1 protein-coding gene is annotated in these 23130 nt (G+C 71.4%); it reads left to right on the plus strand.

What is annotated here, in order from left to right:
- Positions 1-59: 59 nt before the first annotated feature.
- Positions 60-22937, plus strand: coding sequence for a type I polyketide synthase (locus tag CLV68_RS34990; RefSeq protein WP_246009732.1), 22878 nt, complete (start codon positions 60-62; stop codon positions 22935-22937).
- The last annotated feature ends 193 nt before the right edge of the window (positions 22938-23130 follow it).

Raw genomic sequence — 23130 nt, forward strand, 5'->3', positions numbered from 1 at the left:
CCCCTCGCAGCGGTACCTGACCGTGCCAGCCCCGGCGGCGCGAACCCGTGGAGTCCAGCATGAGCCGTGAGCAGCAGATCGTCGAGGCGCTGCGGGCGTCGCTGAAGGAGACCGAGCGGCTGCGCAAGCAGAACCGGGACCTGGTCGCCGCCGCGGGGGAACCGATCGCCATCGTCGGGATGGCCTGCAGGCTGCCCGGCGGGGTGACCTCGCCGGACCAGCTGTGGGACCTGGTGTCGCGCGGCGGCGACGGCATCACCGGGTTCCCGGGCGATCGGGGCTGGGACCTGGTCAGCGACGTCGACTACGCCCGCGCGGGCGGATTCGTCGACAGCGCAACCACGTTCGACGCCGGACTGTTCGGGATCTCGCCGCGAGAAGCCGTGGCGATGGATCCGCAGCAGCGGCTGTTGCTGGAATCCAGCTGGGAAGCCCTGGAGCGCGCCGGGATCGCGCCCGACTCGTTGCGCGGCAGTGCGACGGGCGTGTACGCCGGTGCGTCCAACTCCGGCTATGGCGCCGGGGTCGCGCTGCCGGAGGAAGTCGCCGGGCACGCGCTCACGGGGACGGCGAACAGTGTGATCTCCGGGCGCGTCGCGTACGCGCTCGGGTTGGAGGGGCCCGCGGTCACCATCGACACGGCGTGTTCGTCGTCGCTGGTCGCCTTGCACATGGCGATGCAGGCGCTGCGTGCCGACGAGTGTTCGATGGCGCTGGTGGGTGGCGTGACCGTGGTGCCGTCGACCGCGGTGTTCGCGGAGTTCGCGCGGCAGAACGGGTTGGCTGCCGACGGTCGGTGCAAGTCCTTCGCTGGTGCGGCGGACGGGACCGGGTGGTCCGAGGGCGTCGCGGTGTTGGTCGTGGAGAAGCTGTCGGACGCGGTGGCCAACGGGCATGACGTGTTGGCCGTGGTGCGCGGGTCGGCGGTGAACTCCGATGGCGCGTCGAATGGTCTGACAGCGCCGAACGGCCCTTCGCAGCAGCGGGTGATCCGGGCGGCGTTGGAGTCCGCCGGGATGTCACCGTCCGATGTGGACGTGGTCGAGGGGCATGGCACCGGGACCCGGCTCGGGGATCCGATCGAGGCGCAGGCACTGCTCGCGACCTACGGGCAGGGCCGGGTGGAGCCGCTGTGGCTGGGGTCGCTGAAGTCGAACATCGGGCACACGCAGGCGGCCTCCGGTGCGGCAGGCGTGATCAAGATGGTGCTGGCGCTACAGCACGCGACACTGCCCAAGACGCTGCACGTGGACACGCCCACCCCGCACGCCGCATGGGGTCGCGGCGCGGTGTCGCTGCTGACGCAGGCGCGGCCGTGGCCCGAGGTGGACCGGCCCCGGCGTGCCGCGGTGTCGTCGTTCGGGATCAGCGGGACCAACGCGCACATCATCCTGGAGTCGTACGCGGCTGAACCGGCTGAGGTGCCCGTCGAGCCGGTTCTCGCCGGGACGCCGTGGGCGCTGTCGGCGCGTAGTGCGGAGGCGCTCCGGGCTCAGGCTGACCGGTTGGCGGCGGTCGAAGAGTCTGCTGTGGACATCGCGTGGTCGCTGGCCACGACTCGGGCCGTGCTGGACGAGCGGGCGGTCGTGGTCGGCGGCCGCGTCGGGTTGGACGCGGTGGCCCGCGGGGAGTCGGGTCCTGGTGTTGTCCGGGGCACGGCGGTCGACGGCGATCTGGCGCTCCTGTTCACGGGTCAGGGGTCGCAGCGGGCGGGCATGGGGCAGGCGCTGCGGGTGTTCCCGGTGTTCGCGGAGGTCTTCGACGACCTCCACGCCCGCCTCCCGTTCGACGATTCCGCGATCGACCAGACCGGCAACGCCCAGGTCGCCCTGTTCGCCCTCCAGGTCGCGCTGTTCCGGCTGGTCGAGTCCTGGGGCATCCGTCCCGATGTCCTCGTCGGCCACTCCATCGGCGAGGTGGCCGCCGCGCACGTCTCCGGCATCCTCTCCCTGGATGACGCGTGCACCCTGGTCGCCGCTCGTGCCCGGCTCATGCAGGCATTGCCTTCCGGTGGTGCGATGCTGGCCGTGGAGATCTCCGAGGCTGACCTGGCCGTCGAGTTCCCTGAGGGGCTCCCCGAGGGTGTTGATCTTGCGGCGGTGAACTCGGATCGTTCGATTGTCGTATCGGGGGATCGTGGGATTGTCGAACTGTTGGATCGTAGGTTTGTTGAACAATCTCGTCGGGTGAAGCGGCTGTCGGTCTCGCACGCGTTCCACTCGCACCTGATGGACCCCATGCTCGACGAGTTCGAGCGAGTCGTCCGTGGGTTGACGTTCGGCTCGCCTGCGATCCCGGTGGTGGCCACATCGACGGGTGACCCGGGCACGCCGGAGTACTGGGTGCGGCAGGTCCGGGAGACTGTGCGGTTCGCGGACGCGGTCGGCGGGCTGGACGAGAGCACGCGGTACCTGGAACTCGGGCCGGACGGAGTCCTGTCCGCGCTGGTGGGCGGTGTACCGGCACTGCGGGCGGGTCACGACGAGCCGGACTCGCTGCTCACCGCCGTGGCGCGGCTGCACGTCGTCGGTGTCCCGGTGGACTGGACGGCGGTCCTGCCGCGAGGTCGACGTGTGCCGCTGCCGGTCTACCCGTTCCAACGCGCCCACTACTGGCTCGCACCGGCTTCCACCGAGGCCGCGGTCGACGACTGGCGCTACCGGATCGACTGGTCCCCAGTGCACCCGAGGCCAGCCGGTGACCAGGGCTGGCAGGTCATCGGCGACGACCCCACCCTCGCTGACCTGCCCAGGAGCGACAACCCCGCCGCCGTCCTGGTGGCCCCGGGCGCCGACCCGGCGACCGTCATCGACCTGCTGCGCACCGCGACCGCCCCGATCTGGGTCCTCACCCGAGGCGCGGTCTCCACGAGCCCCACCGACCCGGTCACCGACCCTGCGGCCGCTCAACTCTGGGGGCTCGGGCAGGTGGCGGCCCTGGAGCACCCCGACCGCTGGGGCGGCCTCATCGACCTCGACGCCACTTTTGACCTGGCCCGGCTCGCCGCCGTCCTCGCCGGTGACGAAGACCAGGTCGCCCTCCGCGGCGACGCCACCTACGCCCGACGTCTGGTCCCCGCTCCCGCGAACAGCGGCACGCCTTGGCGCGCAACAGGAACTGTCCTCATCACCGGCGGCACCGGCGCGCTGGGTGGCCATGTCGCCCGGTGGCTCGCGGGTCGAGGCGCCCAGCACCTGCTGCTCACCAGCAGGCGCGGCCCCGACGCGCCCGGAACCGCTGACCTGGTGCGAGAACTGGCTACCCTCGGCACCCGAGCCGAGGTCATCGCCTGCGATGTCGCCGACCGCGACGCGCTCACCGCGCTGCTCGCCGAACACACTGTCACCGCCGCTTTCCACACCGCTGGCGTGGTCGCCTCGACCTCGCTCGCCGAGACCACTGTGGACGAGTTCACCGCGATCACCCGCGCCAAGGCGGACGGCGCTGCCACCCTGCACGAACTTCTGCCCGATGCCCACCTGGTGCTGTTCGGCTCCATCGCGGGCGTCTGGGGCAGCGGCGGCCAAGCAGCCTATGCCGCCGCGAACGCGCACCTCGATGCCATCGCGGCTCAACGGCGTGCTCAAGGGAAACCCGCGACCTGCGTCTCCTGGGGGCCGTGGGCCGGTTCGGGCATGCTCGCTGACGCCGATGCCGAGGACTACCTGCGCAAACGTGGTCTTACGCCGATGTCCCCGGTTCGGGCGGTGGCGGCGTTGGGTCGTGCGCTCGACGCGGGAGACACCAACGTCACCGTGGTCGACATCGACGGACCACGATTCGCCGCCGTCTTCACCTCCGGAAGGCCAAGTCGACTTCTCCCTTGGAGCGCGCCAACTGTCGCGGTGAAGTCCACGTGGGACGACAGCGGTGCTCTTGACCTGGTGCGTGCCGAGGTCGCCACCGTGCTCGGCTACACCGGCGCGGTCGACGCGCGGAAGCCGTTCAAGGACTTGGGGTTCGACTCGCTCACCGCGGTCGAGCTCCGGGACCGGCTGGTCAGTGTGACGGGGCAGCGGCTCCCGGCGTCCTTGGTCTACGACTACCCCACCGCGACAGCCCTTGCCGAACACCTCCGCCGCCAGGCACGAGGCGAGACCGCGCGAGCGCGGACCGAGGTCGTCACGCGGACCGACGAGCCCATCGCGATCATCGCCATGAGTTGCCGCTTCCCGGGTGGTGTCGACTCACCCGAGGCGTTGTGGGACCTGGTCGCCAACGGCCGTGAGGTCGTCGACGAGTTCCCCACCGACCGGGGCTGGGACCTCGACGCCCTCCGGTCCAGCTCGCACTCGCTGCGCGGCGCTTTCCTGCGCGACGCAGCCGAGTTCGACGCCGACCTGTTCGGCATCTCCCCGCGTGAGGCCACCGTCCTCGACCCCCAGCAACGCTTCCTCCTCGAGGCGACGTGGGAGGTGTTCGAGCGAGCCGGGATCGACCCGACCTCGCTCCGGGGTGAGCCGGTCGGTGTGTTCGCGGGCACCAACGGTCAGGACTACGCCGGGGTCGCGCTGGCCTCCGAGGGCATGGCGGGATACCTGTCGACGGGGATCACGGCGAGTGTCCTCTCGGGACGGATCGCCTACAGCTTCGGGCTTGAGGGTCCCGCGGTCACGGTGGACACGGCGTGTTCGTCGTCGCTGGTCGCGTTGCACCTGGCCGCGAAGGCCCTGCGGGACGGTGAGTGCTCGCTCGCGCTGGCCAGTGGCGTGACGGTGATGGCGACGCCGGGTGCGTTCGTCGAGTTCACCCACCAGCGCGGACTGGCGGCGGACGGCCGGTGCAAGCCGTTCGCGCAGGCGGCCGATGGCACGTCGTGGGGCGAGGGCGTCGGCGTCCTGCTCGTGGAACGGCTCTCGGACGCGGTGGCGAACGGGCACCGCGTGTTGGCGGTCGTTCGCGGCTCGGCGGTGAACTCGGATGGCGCGTCCAACGGCCTCACCGCGCCGAACGGTCCGTCCCAGCAACGGGTGATCCTCTCCGCCCTGGCCGCAGCGGGCTTGACACCGTCTGATGTGGACGCCGTGGAGGCACACGGCACCGGCACCGTGCTCGGCGACCCGATCGAGGCGCAGGCGCTGCTGGCCACCTACGGGCAAGACCGCGCGACGCCGTTGTGGCTGGGTTCGGTGAAGTCCAACATCGGTCACACCCAGGCCGCCGCGGGCGTCGCCGCTGTGATCAAGATGGTGCAGGCCATGCGGCACGGCGTCCTGCCGATGTCGCTGCACATCGACACACCGACCGCGCACGTCGACTGGTCGGCAGGTGCGGTGTCCCTGCTCACCGAGTCCCAGCCGTGGACGCCGGGCCCGCGCCGGGTGGGCGTGTCGTCGTTCGGGGTCAGCGGGACGAACGCGCACGTGATCCTGGAATCGGCCCCGGAGAGCGCGAAAGCCTTGACTGCCGGGGGATCGGGGCCAGTCGAGGCGGGGGTGTCGTCGCTGGAGGCGGGCGGACCCAACTGGAGTGCTGCCACTGAGGTGACTCGCGAATCCATTGTGGACGACAAGCAGCCCGGGTCGCGAACTGGTGTGGCTTCCGCGTGGGTGCTGTCGGCCGGTTCCGCGGTGGGGGTTCGGGAGCAGGCGGCGCGGTTGGCGCGCTTCCTGGAGGACCACCCGACCAACCCGGAAGCGGTCGCGCGCACGCTCGTCCACGGTCGGGCGGCGCTGGGGTACCGGGCCGTCGTGCCGGGTGGCGATCTTGCCGCGCTGGGGCGGGTGGCCGAGGGCGGCGGAGGCGTTGTCGAGGGGTCGGTGGTGGACGGGAAGCTGGTCTACCTGTTCACCGGTCAGGGGTCGCAGCGGGCGGGCATGGGGCGCGAACTGCGCGTGTTCCCGGTGTTCGCGGCGGCGTTCGACGAGGTCGTGGCCCGGGTGTCGTTCGACGATGGCGCCATCGACCAGACCGGCAACGCCCAGGTCGCGATCTTCGCCCTCCAAGTGGCTCTCCACCGACTCCTGGAGTCGCTCGGCATCCACGCCGATGTCCTCGTCGGCCACTCCATCGGCGAGGTAGCCGCCGCCCATGTCTCCGGCATCCTCTCCCTGGACGACGCCTGCACCTTGGTGTCAGCTCGGGCTCGGCTCATGCAGGCCCTGCCCCCGGGCGGGGCGATGCTGGCCGTCGAGATCTCCGAGTCTGACCTGCGCCAGCAGTTCCCCGATGGCCTCCCCGAGGGGGTCGACCTCGCGGCGGTGAACTCGGATCGTTCGATTGTCGTATCGGGGGATCGTGGGATTGTCGAACTGTTGGATCGTAGGTTTGTTGAACAATCTCGTCGGGTGAAGCGGCTGGTGGTGTCGCACGCCTTCCACAGCCACCTGATGGACCCGATGCTGGGCGAGTTCGAGCAGGTGGTGCGGGAACTGTCGTTCGCCAGTCCGACGATCCCGCTGGTGAACACCTCGACCGGGGACCCGGCGACGCCGGAGTACTGGGTGCGGCAGGTCCGGGAGACGGTTCGGTTCCACGAGGCGGTCAGCGGGCTCGGCGACGTGGGCACGTTCGTGGAGCTGGGGCCGGATGGGGTGCTGACCGCTCTCGTGCGGCAGAGCCTGGACGCGGGCGCCGTGCCGCTGGTGCGGGCCGGGAAGCCGGAGATCGACACCTTCGACCACGCGCTGGCCACGCTGTTCACGCGCGGTGTGCCGGTGCAGTGGCCGACCCGGGGGCCCGGGGCGGATCTGCCCACCTACGCCTTCCAGCGCCGCCACTTCTGGGCCAGGCCCAAGCCCACCCCGACCGGCCTCCAGCCCGCCGACCACCCGCTGCTCACCGGCTCCACCCCCCTCGGCGACGGCGGCCACCTGTTCACCGGCACCCTCCCCGCCGAGGGCTGGCTGGCCGACCACGTCGTCCACGGCGCCGTCGTCCTCCCCGGCACCGCGCTCCTCGACCTCGCCCTCCACGCAGGCGCCACCACCGGCACCCCCCACCTCGACGAACTCACCATCGAGGCCCCCCTCACCCTCCCCGCCACCCTCCAACTCTCCGTCGCCGCCCCGACCTCAGACGGCAGCCGCTCCTTCGCCATCCACTCCACCACCGGCACGACTTGGACCCGTCACGCCTCCGGTGTCCTCAGCGCCACCGAAGCCGAACCAGTCCTCCCCGCGGATGTCGCAGGCGAACACATCGCTGCCGCCCCCAGTCCGTATGGCACCCGCTCGTTCGCCGTCCACGCCACCACCGACGCCACTTGGACCCGTCACGCTTCCGGTGCCCTCGGCGCCGCCGAAGTCGAACCGGTTCTTCCTGTGGATGTGGCAGGCGAACACGTCGCCGCCCCCGCCCCGGATGGCACCGGCTCGTTCGCCGTCCGCGCCACCACCGACGCCACTTGGACCCGTCACGCTTCCGGTGCCCTGAGCGCCACCGAAGTCGAACCGGTCCTTCCTGTGGACGTGGCAGGCGAACACGTCGCCGTCGCCGCTTCCACTCCGGACGGCACCCGTTCGTTCGGCGTCCACGCCACTACCGGCACGACCTGGGCCCGCCATGCCTCCGGTGTCCTCGGCGCCGCCGGAGCTGAACCGGTCCTTCCTGCGGACGTGGCGGGCGAACCCATCGCGGTCGATGACCTCTACCCCGCGCTGGCCGCGGCTGGGCTTGACTACGGGCCCGCGTTCCAAGGCATTCACGCCGTCCGCCGCACCGGGCAGGGCTTGATCGTCGAAGTCAGTGCTCCCGTTGACATCAAAGGGTTCGGACTGCACCCGGCACTGTTCGACGCCGTGCTGCACGCGCTGGCGCTGGACTCCGATGGCGGCGAGCCCGTGGTTCCGTTTGCCTGGACCGGCGTCACGCTGCACGCCGCCGGGGCAGACCGCCTTCGTGCCCACCTGACCCGGATCGCCCCTGACGCGGTTCGAATCGTCGTCACCGACGATGACGGCGCGCCTGTGGCCAGTGTCGAGTCGCTGACCCTGCGCGTGGCGGCGAAGTCGGCTCGATCGCTGGACAACGCTCTGTTCACAGTGGACTGGGTTCCGGTGGCGGCGAGCGCCGACATCGAGGTTCGCGATGTCGTCGTCCCCATGCCCGACACCGTCGCCGACACCCTCGCGCTGGTGCAGGCGTGGATCAGGCACAACCCCGACCCGCGGCTCGTGCTGGTCAGCTCGGGTGCTGTGGCCGCGCTCCCCGGCGATGACATCACGGACCTGGCGGCCGCGGCGTCGTGGGGCCTGGTGCGTTCGGCCCAATCCGAGCACCCGGACCGGTTCGTGCTGGTCGACGCCGCCCAGGGGTGCGACCTCGCGGGCGTGCTCGCGCTGGACGAGCCGCAGCTGGCCGTGCGTGACGGCATGGTTCTCGCGTCCCGCCTCGTCCGCGCCCAGCCGGGCATCGCCATTCCCGACGAACCCTGGCGCCTCGACGTCACCACCGGTGGCACGCTGGAGAACCTGGCCGCACTGTCCACACCGGACCAACCGCTGCGCCCCGGTGAGGTGCGCGTCGCGGTCCGATCGGCGGGGATCAACTTCCGGGACGTCCTGATCGCGCTCGGCAGCTACCCCGAGCAGGCCGTCATGGGCTCCGAGGGCGCGGGCGTGGTCGTCGAGGTCGGGGCCGGTGTAACCGACCTGGCCGAGGGCGACCGGGTCTTCGGGCTGCTCACCGGCGGGTTCGGCCCGCACGCCGTCGTCGACCGGCGGCTGGTCGCGCCGATGCCGGAGTCCTGGTCGTACACCGAGGCCGCCGCGGTTCCCATGGCGTTCCTGACCGCCTACTACGCGCTCGTCGACCTGGCGGGTCTGCGCGCGGGTGAGCGCGTCCTCGTGCACGCGGCCGCGGGTGGTGTCGGTATGGCGGCTACCCAGATCGCCCGGCACCTCGGCGCTCACGTGTCCGGGACGGCGAGCCCGGCCAAGTGGCCGTCGACCGGTCTCGCTGACGAGGACCTGGCTTCCTCGCGGGACCTCGGGTTCGAGCAGAAGTTCGGCGCGACCGGGTTCGACGTCGTGCTGAACTCCTTGGCAGGCGAGTACATCGACGCCTCAAGGCGGTTGCTGGGCGACGGCGGCCGGTTCATCGAGATGGGCAAGGCGGATCTGCGTGACCCGGCTGGCTTCCCCGGTCTGACCTACCGCGCGTTCGACCTCGGTGAAGCCGGGCCGGACCGCCTCCAGGCCATGCTCCAGGAGTTGATCGCCCTCTTCGGACACGGTGGACTCCGGCTGCTGCCGACCAGGGCGTGGGACATCCGTGACGCCCGTTCGGCGTTCCGGCACCTCGGGCAGGGCCGCCACGTCGGGAAGAACGTCTTCACCATCCCGCGCCCACTGTCCACAGTGCTCATCACCGGCGGGACCGGCGTGCTCGGGTCGGCGTTGGCGCGCCACCTGGTCGACCAAGGCGTTCGCAGGCTCGTGCTCGTGTCCCGGAGCGGGCAGGCGAGTCAGGAGTTGCCGGGCGCGGACGTGACCGTCGTGTCCTGCGACATCAGCGACCCGACCGCGTTGTCCGAGGTGATCGCCGAGTACCAGCCCACTGATGTGATCCACGCGGCCGGTGTCGCCGACGACGGCCTGATCACCGACCTGACCCCGGACCGCCTGCAGACCGTCTTCGGGCCGAAGGCCGACGCGGCGCGGGTCCTTGCCAGCCTCGAACTCGACTCACTGACGTTCTACTCGTCGGCCTCCGCCACCTTCGGCACCCCAGGCCAGGCCAACTACTCGGCCGCCAACGCCTACCTGGACGCCCTGGCTCACCAGCTTCGCGCTCAAGGCAAGAACGCGGTGTCGCTGGCGTGGGGCCTCTGGGCGGAAGCCAGTGGGATCACGGCGAGCCTCACCGCCGCTGACCGTGAACGGCTGGGGACCGCGCTGTCCACTGAGGACGGACTGGCCCTGTTCGACCGCGCCCGGACTCTCCCGCAAGCGCACGTCCTCCCCATGCGAGTTGACGCCCGGTCAGCCCATCCGCTCCTGCGGGGGATGACCGTTGGCGCGCAACGGCGTGCGAAGGCTCTGGCACTGACCTCGGACAACGCGCTCGACCTCGTGCGGGAACACGTGGCCGCGGTCCTGGGCCACGCGTCCGCCGACGCGGTCGACCCGCGCCGGGCGTTCCGGGACCTCGGCTTCGACTCACTCACCTCCGTCGAACTGCGCAACCGGATCAACTCGGCCACCGGCCTGCGCCTGCCACCGACGGTCGTGTTCGACCACCCGACCCCGGTGGCGCTCGCGGCCCTCCTCTCGGAAACCCGACCGGCGGCCAAGAAGGCCGTGGTCCGCGCGGTCGACACCAGCGCGGACGGCATCGTCATCGTGGGCATGGCCTGCCGGTTCCCCGGCGGCGTTGGGTCGCCGGAAGAGCTATGGGACCTGGTGGTGTCCGGAGTGGACGCCATCGGCGAGTTCCCACGCGACCGGGGATGGGACCTCGACGCGCTGTACGACCCGGACCCCGAGCGCCTGGGTACCACCTACACGCGGGCAGGCGGGTTCGTCAGCACGGCAACCGAGTTCGACGCCGGGCTCTTCGGGATCTCGCCGCGTGAGGCGGCCGCGATGGACCCGCAACAGCGTCTCCTGCTGGAGACCACGTGGGAGGCGTTCGAGCGGGCGGGCATCGACCCGATGTCGTTGCACGGCAGCAAGTCCGGTGTGTTCATGGGCGTGGCGACCTCGCTGTACGGGTTGGACAGCGGGCCGTCCGAGGGGCACTCGCTGACCGGGATCGCGACGAGCGTGGCGTCCGGCCGACTCGCTTACACCTTCGGGCTCGAAGGTCCGGCGCTGACCGTGGACACCGCGTGCTCCAGCAGCTTGGTCGCGTTGCACCTGGCCGTGCAGGCGCTGCGGAATGGAGAATGCACGCTCGCGGTGGCCGGTGGCGCGACGGTCATGGCGACGCCGGGGATCTTCACGGAGTTCAGCAGGCAGAAGGGATTGTCGGTCGACGGGCGGTGCCGCTCGTTCGCGGCCGACGCCGACGGGACCGGCTGGGGCGAGGGCGTCGGGATCCTCGTGGTCGAACGGCGGTCGGACGCGGTCGCCAACGGGCACGAGATCCTCGCGGTGGTGCGGGGAACGGCGGTCAACTCCGATGGCGCCTCCAACGGTCTCACCGCACCCAACGGGCCGTCGCAGCAGCGGGTGATCGAGGCGGCCCTCGCGGTCGGCGGCCTGGCCCCGTCCGATGTGGACCTGGTGGAAGCGCACGGTACGGGAACCGTTCTCGGTGACCCGATCGAGGCGCAGGCGCTGCTGGCGACCTACGGGCAGGACCGGGCAGAGCCGCTGTGGTTGGGCTCGGTGAAGTCGAACATCGGTCACACGCAGTCAGCCTCGGGTGTCGCAGGCGTGATCAAGGTCGTCGAGGCCCTGCGGCGCGGTGTGCTGCCCGGCACCCTGCACGCCGAGGAACCGACGCCGCACGTCGACTGGACCGCGGGCTCGGTGTCACTGCTGACCGAGTCGCGGCCGTGGCCCCGGGTGGAGCGGCCGCGCCGGGCCGGGGTGTCGTCGTTCGGGGTGAGTGGCACCAACGCGCACGTGATCATCGAGCAGGCGGGGCCGGATCCGGTGGCGGTCGCCGAGCCTCGCGCGGCCGATCCGGTGGTGCCGTGGGTGCTGTCGGCGGCCTCCGCTGACGCGCTGCGGGCGCAGGCGTCGCGGCTGGCGGCGCACTCGGCTGAGCTGGACCCGGTCGACGTCGGGTTGTCGCTGGTCAGCGGGCGGGCTGATCTCGACCACCGACTGGTCGTGGTGGGTGCGACCACGGATGAGCTGCGGACGGCACTCATCGGGGCCGAGGGGCAGGTGATCTCCCGGGGGCGGGTCGCGTTCCTGTTCACCGGGCAAGGGTCGCAGCAGGCGGGCATGGGCCAGGAGCTGCGGGTCTTCCCGGCGTTCAAGGCCGCCTTCGACGACATCCGGGCTCGGCTGCCGTACTCGGACGAAGCCATCGACGAGACCGGCAACGCCCAGTTGGCCCTGTTCGCCGTCGAGGTGGCGCTGTTCCGCCTGCTGGAGTCCTGGGGCGTGCGGCCGGACGTCCTCGTGGGGCACTCCATCGGTGAGGTTGCCGCGGCTCACGTCTCCGGCATCCTGTCGCTGGATGACGCGTGCGCTCTGGTCGCTGCCCGTGCCCGCTTGATGCAGGCCCTGCCCTCGGGCGGGGCGATGCTGGCGGTGGAGATCTCCGAGGCTGACCTGGCCTTGGAGTTCCCCGAGGGGCTGCCTGCCGGGGTGGATCTTGCGGCGGTGAACTCGGATCGTTCGATTGTCGTATCGGGGGATCGTGGGATTGTCGAACTGTTGGATCGTAGGTTTGTTGAACAATCCCGCCGGGTGAAGCGGCTGGTGGTGTCGCACGCGTTCCACTCGCACCTGATGGACCCCATGCTGGGCGAGTTCCGGCAGGTCGTGGCCGGGCTGTCGTTCGCCAAGCCGACGATTCCCCTGGTGAGCACTGCTGCTGGCGACCCGAGCACGCCGGAGTACTGGGTGCGGCAGGTGCAGGAGACAGTCCGGTTCAGCCAGGCGGTGCGCGAGTCGGGCGCGGCGACGTTCGTCGAGGTCGGGCCAGGTGGGGTGCTGTCCGCACTGGTGCACCACAGCGTGGACGATGCGGTGACGGCTCCGGCAGTGCGCCCGGGAGACGAGGTGCCCGCACTGGTGCGGGCAGTCGGGACGGCGTGGACACGGGGTGTCGCCGTTGACTGGTCCGCTGTCTTCGCCCAGTGGGGCGGGCGGCGGGTTGCCCTGCCGACCTACGCGTTCCAGCGCAGTCGGTACTGGCTGGAGCCCCGGCGGCGAATCGAGTCCACTGAGGACTGGCGTTACCAGGTCGACTGGGCGCCGGTTGACGATGGCTCTGTCACCGCAGGCAAGTGGGCTGTCCAGGGCGCGGCGGACGTCGCAGCCGCGCTGAAGTCGGCGGGTGTCACCGTTGTCGATGACGTTGCGGACGCTGACGGATTGGTGGTCGAGGTCGACGCACCCGGGCTCCTGCGCGTGGTGGCGGAAGCGACGGTCCCGGTGTGGGCCGTGACCCGGGGTGGGGTCGACGCGGCCGAGGTCTGGGGTGTCGGTCGCGTCGCCGCGATCGAGATGCCGCAGGTGTGGGGCGGGCTCATCGATCTGCCCGCCGGTGCCGATGCGCGCGTGGCGGCAGTGCTGGGCGGCAAGGAGGACCAGGTTGTCCTGCGGCCCAACGGCGCCGTGGCGCGAAGGGTGCGACGGGCGCCCCTGGGGCACCGGCAACAGTGGACAGTGGACGGACCAGTCCTGATCACCGGCGGCACGGGCGCACTCGGCCTGGAAGTGGCGCGGTGGCTGGTCACCCGGGGCGCGACCGAGGTGGTCCTGGTGAGCAGGCGCGGCGGCACGGCCCCTGACCTGGGCGTCCCCGTGTATGTGGAGACCTGCGACATCGCCGACCGGGACGCGGTCTCCGCGTTGTTGGCCCGACACCCGGTGACGACGATCGTCCACGCGGCAGGCGTCGACACCCGAACCCCGCTCATCAGCGCGGATCCGACCGCGTACGCCGACGTGACCCGCGCGAAGGTGCTCGGCGCCCGCCATCTGCACGAACTGGCCCCGGATGCGCACCTGATCTTCTTCTCGTCCATCGCGGGGGTGTGGGGGAGCAGCGGCCAGTCCGCCTACGCGGCCGGGAACGCCTACCTCGACGCGCTCGCGGAACACCGAGTGGCCGAAGGCAGGCGAGCGACGTCACTCGCCTGGGGGCCTTGGTCGACCGGGATGGCCGCCGGTTCCGCATCCGACTACCTGCGTCGACGCGGCCTCACCCCGATGCGCCCCGACCGCGCCCTGTCCGCGTTGGGTGACGCCCTCGACGGCGGCGACACCGCTGTGGTCATCGCGGATGTGGACTGGGAACGCTTCATCCCGGCGTTCACCTCGGTCCGGCCGAGCCCGCTGCTGGCCGAGTTCGTACCCGCCGACTCCGCGCCGACGCACAGCTCGTGGGCGTCGACCATGGCCAATTTGTCCACTCAGGAGCGACTGGCGTCCGTGCTCGCCCTCGTCCGCAAGCACGCCGCCGACGCGCTCGGTCACCCCGACTCGACGACCATCGAGCCCGGCAAGCCGTTCAAGGAACTCGGTTTCGACTCGCTCACGGCGGTCGACCTCCGCAACCGGCTGGCGACCACCACCGCCATCGCGATCCCGGCGACCGCCGTGTTCGACCACCCCACCGCGCGGGCCCTCGCCGAATACCTGATCAGCTTCCTCGCCGAGGAGAAGCCCAAGTCCGCACAACTGGTCCAGACGCGCGACACGACGGATCCCGTCGTGATCGTCGGCATGGCGTGCCGCTACCCGGGTGGCGTGAACTCTCCCGAGGACCTGTGGGACCTGGTCACTAAGGGAACCGACGCGATCGCGGACTTCCCCACCGACCGCGGCTGGGACCTCGGCGCCGACGTCACCTACGCCCGCCGCGGCGGATTCGTCGACACGGCAACCCAGTTCGACGCGGACCTGTTCTCCATCTCGCCGCGCGAGGCGCTGGCGATGGACCCGCAGCAGCGGCTCGTGCTGGAGACGGCCTGGGAGGCGTTCGAGCGCGCGGGCGTGGACCCGTTGTCGTTGCGGGGATCGGCCACCGGCGTGTTCGTCGGCGCCTCGAACTCGGGGTACGGGACAGGCGCGGAACTGCCCGCCGAGATCGAGGGCCACTTCCTGACGGGAACCGCGAACAGCGTCATGTCCGGACGGATCGCCTACACGCTCGGGCTTGAAGGCCCCGCGGTCACTGTGGACACCGCGTGCTCCAGCAGCCTCGTGGCCCTGCATTGGGCCATTCGGGCCCTACGGGATGGTGAGTGCGACCTCGCGTTGGCAGGTGGCGTGACCGTCATCCCGTCGCCAGCGGTGTTCGCGGAGTTCGCCACCCAGGGCGGGTTGGCGGCGGACGGCAGGTGCAAGGCGTTCGCTGACGCGGCTGACGGCACGGGTTGGTCGGAGGGCGTCGGTGTCCTCGTGGTGGAGCGGCTGTCCGATGCACTCCGCAATGGACACCGGGTGCTGGCGGTGGTGCGCGGATCCGCGGTGAACTCCGACGGGGCGTCGAACGGGTTGACAGCACCGAACGGCCCGTCGCAGCAGCGGGTGATCAAGGCGGCGCTTGCCTCGGGCGGACTCACCGAGTCCGATGTGGATGCTGTGGAAGGTCACGGGACCGGTACCCGGCTTGGTGATCCGATCGAGGCGCAGGCACTGCTGGCGACCTACGGGCAAGACCGGGACGAGCCGCTGTGGTTGGGGTCGCTGAAGTCGAACATCGGGCACGCGCAGGCGGCGTCCGGTGTCGGCGGCGTGATCAAGATGGTGCTGGCGCTGCGCCACGGGGTGCTGCCGCGCACGCTGCACGTTGACGCCCCGTCCTCGCACGTGACCTGGGGTGCTGGGGCGGTATCGCTGCTGACCGAGTCGCGGCCGTGGCCCGAGGTGGACCGGCCCCGGCGTGCGGCTGTGTCGTCGTTCGGGGTGAGCGGGACCAACGCGCACACGATCCTTGAGGAGTACCCGGGCGCCGATCCGGCTGTCGAGGCCGAGGACCTTGTGCTGCCGTGGGTGGTTTCGGGTCGTAGTGCGGAGGCGCTGCGGGCGCAGGCGTTGCGGCTCAAGGACTTTGCAGGGCGCTACCCGGACACGGCGGTCGCGCGCGCGTTGGTTGCGAGTCGAGCCGACCTGTCGCATCGGGCGGTGGTCACGGGGGCCGCGGCGCTGGAGGCGTTGATCGCCGATCGTCCGGCACCGGGGTTGGTGCGGGGTGTCGCCGGGGATGGGCGCTTGGGGTTCCTGTTCACCGGGCAGGGATCGCAGCGGGTGGGGATGGGCCGGGGGCTGTACTCGGCGTACCCGGTGTTCGCGGCGGCGTTCGACGCGGTGTGCGCGCGGGTCTCGCTTGACGAGCCGCTCGCCGATGTCGTGTTCGGTGTTGGGGCGTTCGGTGACGGTGCGCTGCTGGACCAGACGGCCTACGCCCAGGCCGGGTTGTTCGCCCTGCAGGTCGCGGTGTTCCGGCTGGTGGAGTCGTGGGGCATCCGGCCCGACCACCTCGTCGGGCACTCGATCGGCGAGCTGGCCGCCGCCCACGTCGCCGGGGTGCTCTCGCTGGACGACGCCTGCGTACTGCTCACCGCCCGCGCGCGGCTGATGCAGGCACTGCCCCCCGGTGGGGCGATGCTCGCGGTCGAGGCTTCCGAGGCCGAGTTGGCCGCCGAGTTCCCCGAGGGGCTTCCGGCGGGGGTCGATCTGGCGGCGGTGAACTCGGATCGTTCACTTGTCCTATCCGGGGATTGTTCAACTGTAGAATTGTTGAACAGTCTGCTGGTCGACCGCGGCCGCCGGGTGAAGCGGCTCTCGGTCTCGCACGCGTTCCACTCGCACCTGGTCGACCCGGTGCTGGGCGAGTTCGCCGAGGTCGTCGAGACGCTGGCGTTCCGGCGACCGGAGATCCCGCTCGCGCTGACCTCGGTGGGCGACGTGGCGACCCCGGAGTACTGGGTGCGGCAGGTCCGCGAGACCGTCCGGTTCGCCGACGCGGTGCGGTCGGTCGACGTGGGCACCTGGCTGGAGCTCGGTCCGGATGGCGTGCTCGCCGCCCTGGTGCAGCAGACCGTCGCGGCACCGGCCGTGCCTGTTCTGCGAGGTGGGCGCGACGAGGTCGAGTCCACAGTGGATGCCGTGGGGCACCTGCACGTGAGCGGGGCGCGGGTCGACTGGACCGCGATCCTGGGGCGCGCGGTTCCGATCGACCTGCCGACGTACGCGTTCCAGCGGGAGCGGTACTGGCTCGACCAGGCGGTCGCCGCTGACGACGGCTTCTGGGCCGCTGTCGAGTCGGGGGCGGTGCGGGTCTCGGAAGGTGAGCGCGAGCAGTTGACGGCCGTGCTCCCGATGCTGACGGCACTGCGCCGCGACCACCGCGAACGCTCTACTGTGGACTCCTGGCGCTATCGGGTCACCTGGCGGCCGCTCGTCGACACCTCGCACGTCGTTTCGGGGCGCTGGCTGGTGATCACGCCTGATGGCGCGGTTCCGGACGACATCGCGGGTGCGCTGGCCGGGGTGGAGATCGTGTCGGCCGCGGCGGGCGCCCTGCCAGTGGTCGACGGGCTTGACGGCGTGGTGGCGCTGGTGCCTGTCGAGGACGTGCTGAGCCTGGTCCAGGCGGACCTGCCCGCGCCGCTGTGGTGCGTCACCAGGGGCGCGGTCGCTGTCGACGGGGAGTCCGTCGACCCGGAGCAGGCCCGGGTGTGGGGGCTGGGGCGGGTGGCCGCGCTGGAGGTTCCCGGGCGGTGGGGTGGCCTGGTGGACGTGCCCGCGGAGTTGACGGGGCGTGCGGCTCGGCGGTTCGCGGCGGTACTCGCCGGTGACGAGCGTGAGGTCGCCGTCCGAGCGTCCGGGGTGTTCGGGCGTAGGTTGCGGCGTGCCGCTGTGGGTGCCCGGGGGACGTGGTCGCCGGATGGTCCGGTCCTGGTGACCGGCGGGACGGGGGCGCTGGGCGCGGAGGTGGCGCGGTGGCTGGTCGAGCAGGGTACGACGGAGTTGGTCCTGGTCAGCCGCCGGGGGCCGGACGCTCCTGGGGCCGCCGAGCTCGTTGCCGGTCTGGACGCCTCGGTGAGCATCGTTGCGTGCGACGTCGCCGACCGGGACGCCGTTGCGCGGCTGCTCGCCGAGCACCCGGTGCGGGCGGTGTTCCACGCGGCGGGCACCGTTGACGACGGAGTGCTCGACGCGCTCACCAAACCGCGCCTGGACGCAGTGTTGCGATCCAAGTCCGCCCGATGGCTGGACGAGCTGGCCGTTGCGGCGACCACCTTCGTCGTGTTCTCGTCGCTGGCCGGGGTGATCGGCAGCGCTGGCCAGGGCAACTACGCCGCCGCGAACGCCGAACTCGACGCCCTGATCGAGTCGCGCCGCGCCAGGGGCCTGCCCGGCCTGTCCGTCGCCTGGGGCCCGTGGTCCGGCGCGGGCATGGCCGCCGACGTCTCGACCCGCCTCCGCCGGGGCGGCCTGCGCCCACTGGCCCCCCGCCGCGCGCTGACCGCTCTCGCCACGGCCCTGTCCGCAGCCGACACCACCATCACGATCGCCGACGTCGACTGGCCCAACTTCACCTCCACCAGCCCCCTCCTGGAGGACTTCCCCACCCGCCACCACACCCCCGAACCCGTCCGCGACCTCCTCGACCTGGTCATCACCCACACCGCCGCCATCCTCGGCCACCCCACCGTCGCCCCCGACCGAGCCTTCCGCGACCTCGGCATCGACTCCCTGACCGCCCTCGAACTCCGCAACTCCCTCGCGGCCGCGATCGCACACCCCCTACCCGCAAGCGTGGTCTTCGACTACCCCACCCCCGCCGCCGTGGCCGCCCACCTGGAAACCCTGGTTATCCACAACCCCACCACCCATCCACAGCCCGCCGCCGACCCTTCCCCCAACCCCACGGAGCCGGTAGACTGGACCAGGGCCGCCCCCCGGAGTGGGTGGGGGCTGCCGTCGCGGGCGGGCGCGCGCGAGCCGGGGGTGGACGAGCCCGGCAAGTCGCCCGATGGGGTGGCCCTGGACATCTCTCCGGGATCGCCCGTGTCCATCTCGGAGGCACCTGAACCCGGCCTCGCCGCTGTCGAACCCAACCGTGCCGGGCTCGAGGCCGTCGAAGTCGCCTGTGGCGGCGGCGCGACTGGCGCTGCCGTGGCAGGACCGACGGGGCTGCGGGATGGGGTGGATGAGGACTCCGTGGTGATCGTGGGGATGGCGTGTCGGTTGCCGGGGGGTGCTGAGGGGCCTGAGGGGTTGTGGCGGGTCGTTCGGGATGGGGTTGATGGGATGGCGGGGTTCCCGGACGACCGGGGGTGGGATCTCGGGCGGTTGTTCGACGACGACCCGGAGCGGGTGGGGACCTCGTACGCGCGGGTCGGCGGGTTCCTCAGCACCGCCACCGAGTTCGACGCGGCGTTGTTCGGGATCTCGCCGCGGGAGGCGGTGGGGATGGATCCGCAGCAGCGGCTCATGCTGGAAGCCTCGTGGGCCGCGATCGAGGACGCCGGGATCGACCCCCGGGGGCTGAAGGGCAGTAGGACCGGGGTGTTCGCGGGCACCAACGGGCAGGACTACCCGGCCCTGCTGGTGGGCAAGCCCGAGCTGGAAGGGCACATCGGGACCGGGAACGCGGCCAGTGTCCTTTCCGGACGGATCGCCTACACCTTCGGGCTTGAGGGCCCAGCGCTGACAGTGGATACCGCGTGCTCCAGCAGTCTTGTGGCGCTGCACCTCGCGGCGAAGGCGCTCAGGGGTGGCGAGTGCGACATGGCCCTGGCGGGCGGCGTGACGATCATGTCGACGCCGGGGGCGTTCATCGAGTTCAGCAGGCAGCGGGGGCTCGCGCCGGACGGGCGGTGCAAGGCGTTCGCGGCAGCGGCGGACGGCACGGGCTGGGGTGAGGGCGTCGGCGTCCTCGTCGTGATGCGGTTGGGCGACGCGCTGAAGGCCGGTCGGCGGGTGCTCGCCGTGGTCCGTGGTACGGCCGTCAACCAAGACGGGGCGTCGAACGGGCTCACCGCACCCAATGGCCCCGCGCAGCAACGGGTCATCGAAGCCGCCCTCGCCGACGCGCACCTGCGGACGTCCGATGTGGACGTTGTGGAGGCGCACGGCACCGGCACCTCGCTCGGTGACCCGATCGAGGCGCAAGCGCTGCTCAACACCTACGGCCAGGGCCGGGACGAGCCGCTGTGGATCGGGTCGGTGAAGTCCAACATCGGGCACACGCAGGCCGCCGCCGGTGTCGCGGGCATCATCAAGGTGGTCATGGCCATGCGCCACCGCGAACTGCCCAAGACGCTGCACGTCGACGCACCCAGCGCCCAGGTCGACTGGTCCACCGGCGACGTCGCGCTGCTCACCGAGCCGAGAGAATGGCCCGCGGACCGACCGCGCCGAGCGGGCATCTCGTCCTTCGGCGTGAGCGGCACCAACGCCCATGTGATCGTCGAGGACTACCCCGCGGCCGCCATTTCCCAGGTGGAGCTGGAAGAACCGGTGCCATTCGTCCTCTCCGCCGCGTCACCCGAGGCGCTCATCGGCCAGGCGCGGGCACTGCTGGGCACCAAGCCGACGCTGGACGTCGCCGCGTCGTTGCTCGATCGCGCCAAGCTCCCGCACCGGGCCGTGGTCATCGCCGCCGACGCGGACGAGTTCGCAACGGGCCTGCGTGCAGTGGCTGACAAGGGCCAGGCAGGCAATGGCGGACTGGCGATCCTGTTCACCGGTCAAGGATCGCAACGAGCGCGCATGGGACGCGAACTCCGGGCCTACCCCGTGTTCGCCCAAGCCTTCGACGACATCCGGGAACAGCTCTCGTTCGACGACAACGCGATCGACGACACCGTGCACGCCCAGGCTGCGATCTTCGCCCTGGAAGTGGCCCTCTACCGGTTGGTCGAGTCGTGGGGGATCGCGCCGGATGTCCTCATCGGACACTCGATCGGGGAGGTCGCCGCGGCCCACGTGTCCGGAGTCCTGTCGCTCGATGACGCGTGTGCTTTGGTAGCGGCCCGTGGTCGTCTGATGCAGGCCCTCCCGGTCGGCGGCGCGATGCTCGCGGTCGAGGCCGAACCGCACGAGATCGACTTGCCGCCAGGTGTCGCCCTCGCGGCGGTCAACGGCCCGCGCTCACTCGTGGTCTCCGGTGACGAGGACGCGGTGGACGCCCTCGCCGAGCGCTGGTCGACCGAGGGGCGGCGGGTGAAGCGACTCGTTGTCTCGCATGCCTTCCACTCGCACCGGATGGACCCGATGCTGCCGGAGTTCGGCGCGATCGTGCACCAGTTGACCCTGGTGCCCGGCCACCGCGCCGTCATCTCCACCGTTCACCCCGATGCCGACCTGAGCAGCCCCGACTACTGGGTCCGCCAGGTCCGCGAGCCGGTCCGCTTCACCGACGCGGTGGCCGAGGCCCGACGACGCGGCGTCACCCGGTTCCTGGAACTCGGTCCGGACGGCGTGCTGACCGCGCTGGTGGGTACCGACGCCGATGTCGCCGTGACGGCGCTGCGAGCGGGCAAGGGCGAGCGGGAGACGGTGCTCGCGGCAGTCGGACGGCTGCACGAGGCAGGCGTTGACGTCGACTGGCGGCCGCTCGTGGCGGGCGGACGGCAAGTCCCGCTCCCCGCCTACGCGTTCGACCGGCAGCGGTTCTGGCCGTTGGCGGCCAAGCGTTCCCGCGTCGACGACCTCACCTACGGCATCACCTGGGCACCCGTCGCGGCCCCGAACACCCAACTCAACGGAACCTGGGCCGTCCTGGGTGACGACACCCGCGGCATCGGCAAGCTCCTCGAATCCCACGGCGCCGAGGTCGTCACCGAAGAGGCCGACGGGCTCGCCGGGATCGTGTCCCTGCTGGGCCTCAACGACACCGTCGACCTGCTCAAGCGGGACGGCGCTCCCATCTGGTGCGTCACCGAAGGCGCCGTGTCCATCGACGGCGAGGCCACGGACCCCGAGCGGGCTCAACTCTGGGGCCTCGGCCGGGTCGCCGCGCTGGAACGGCCACGACGCTGGGGTGGTCTGATCGACGGCGACGGCCCCGGCGTGATCGCGGCCCTGGCGGGAACCGAAGACCAGGTGGCCGTGCGCAACGGTGAACTCCGGGCAAGGCGCCTGACAAGCACCAAGTTGTTGCCCGCCAAGACATGGCGCCCCACCGGACCCGTCCTCGTCACCGGCGGCACCGGCGCACTGGGCATCGAGGTCGCCCGCTGGCTGGTCGACCGAGGCGCCGACGAACTCGTCCTGGTCAGCCGCCGTGGAGCGGACGCGCCCGGGATCGCTGAACTGGTCGAGAGCATCGACGCCCGTGTCCACGTGGTGTCCTGCGACCTCGGTGACGAGGAAGCGGTCCGGCAAGTGCTGCGGGACCACCCGGTGACCGCCATCGTCCACGCGGCAGGCGTCGCCGGAGTCGCCGACCTGGTCGACCTCGGCGCCAACACGATCGCCGATGCACTGCGCGCCAAGGCAACCGGCGCGCGGCATCTGGACGAACTGGCCACTGTGGACACATTTGTGCTGTTCTCGTCCATCGCGGGGGTCTGGGGCAGCGGAGGCCAAGCCGCGTACGCCGCCGCCAACGCCGCACTGGACGCGATCGCCCACCGCAGGCATGCGGAGGGCAAGCCCGTCACCTCGGTGGCATGGGGCCCGTGGGCAGGCGCGGGCATGGCGGCTGGATCCGAGGACTACCTGGGCAAACGCGGCCTCACCGCCCTCGACCCCGCCGAAGCGCTCGAAGCCCTCGGCGCCGCACTGGACGCGGGCGTGCCGACCGTGACCGTGGCCGATGTCGACTGGCCCCGGTTCGCCGACTCCTTCCACACCGCCCGCTCCGGAACCCTGTTCACCGAGCTCCTGCCGAACGACCCGCGACCGGTCGACAGCGACCTGCGGGAACGCCTGGCCGGGCTCTCGGAGGCCGATCGGGACGCGACGCTGCTGGCGCTGGTCACCGCTGCCGTCGCGGAAGTCCTGGGCTACACCGGTGTCGACCCGAACCGGGCCTTCCGGGACCTCGGGTTCGACTCCCTCACCGCGGTCGAGCTGCGCGGCAAGCTGGTCGCGGCGACCGGCCTCGCGCTGCCCTCGTCGCTGGCCTTCGACTACCCGACCGCCACCGAGCTGGCCAGGCACCTGCGCGCCGAGCTCAGCCCGGCCACCGGGGTCGACGCGTTGTTGGCCGAGCTGGACGCGGTGGAGTCCGCCTTCGCTGGCGCGGCCCCGGACGGGCTGACCCGGATCAAGCTCGCCGTCCGGCTGCGGTCGTTCCTGGCTGGCTGGGACGGGGCGGCCACGGCCGAGCCCGCAGGCGACCTGGACGCCGCCGATGACGACGAATTCCTCTCGCTCATCGACCAGGAACTCGGCCGCTGACCCCCAGGTGTGCCATTGTGGAAAGGGCGGAAAGGTGCGGCGGAATTGCGCGGCGCCAATTCTCCTGACCGCCACCGGGTGTCAAGCCCCTAATGCCTGGCCAGCTAGGGGGGCTAGGGGGTTGTCCGGCCAGGACGGTGCTTCCTAGGGTCTGAGTCGTGTTCTGGCCCCGGAATGCCCGCCGATTTTCGAC

Origin of the sequence: Actinokineospora cianjurensis, from assembly GCF_003663795.1 — a bacterium.
In the GTDB taxonomy this organism is placed as follows: Bacteria; Actinomycetota; Actinomycetes; order Mycobacteriales; family Pseudonocardiaceae; genus Actinokineospora; species Actinokineospora terrae.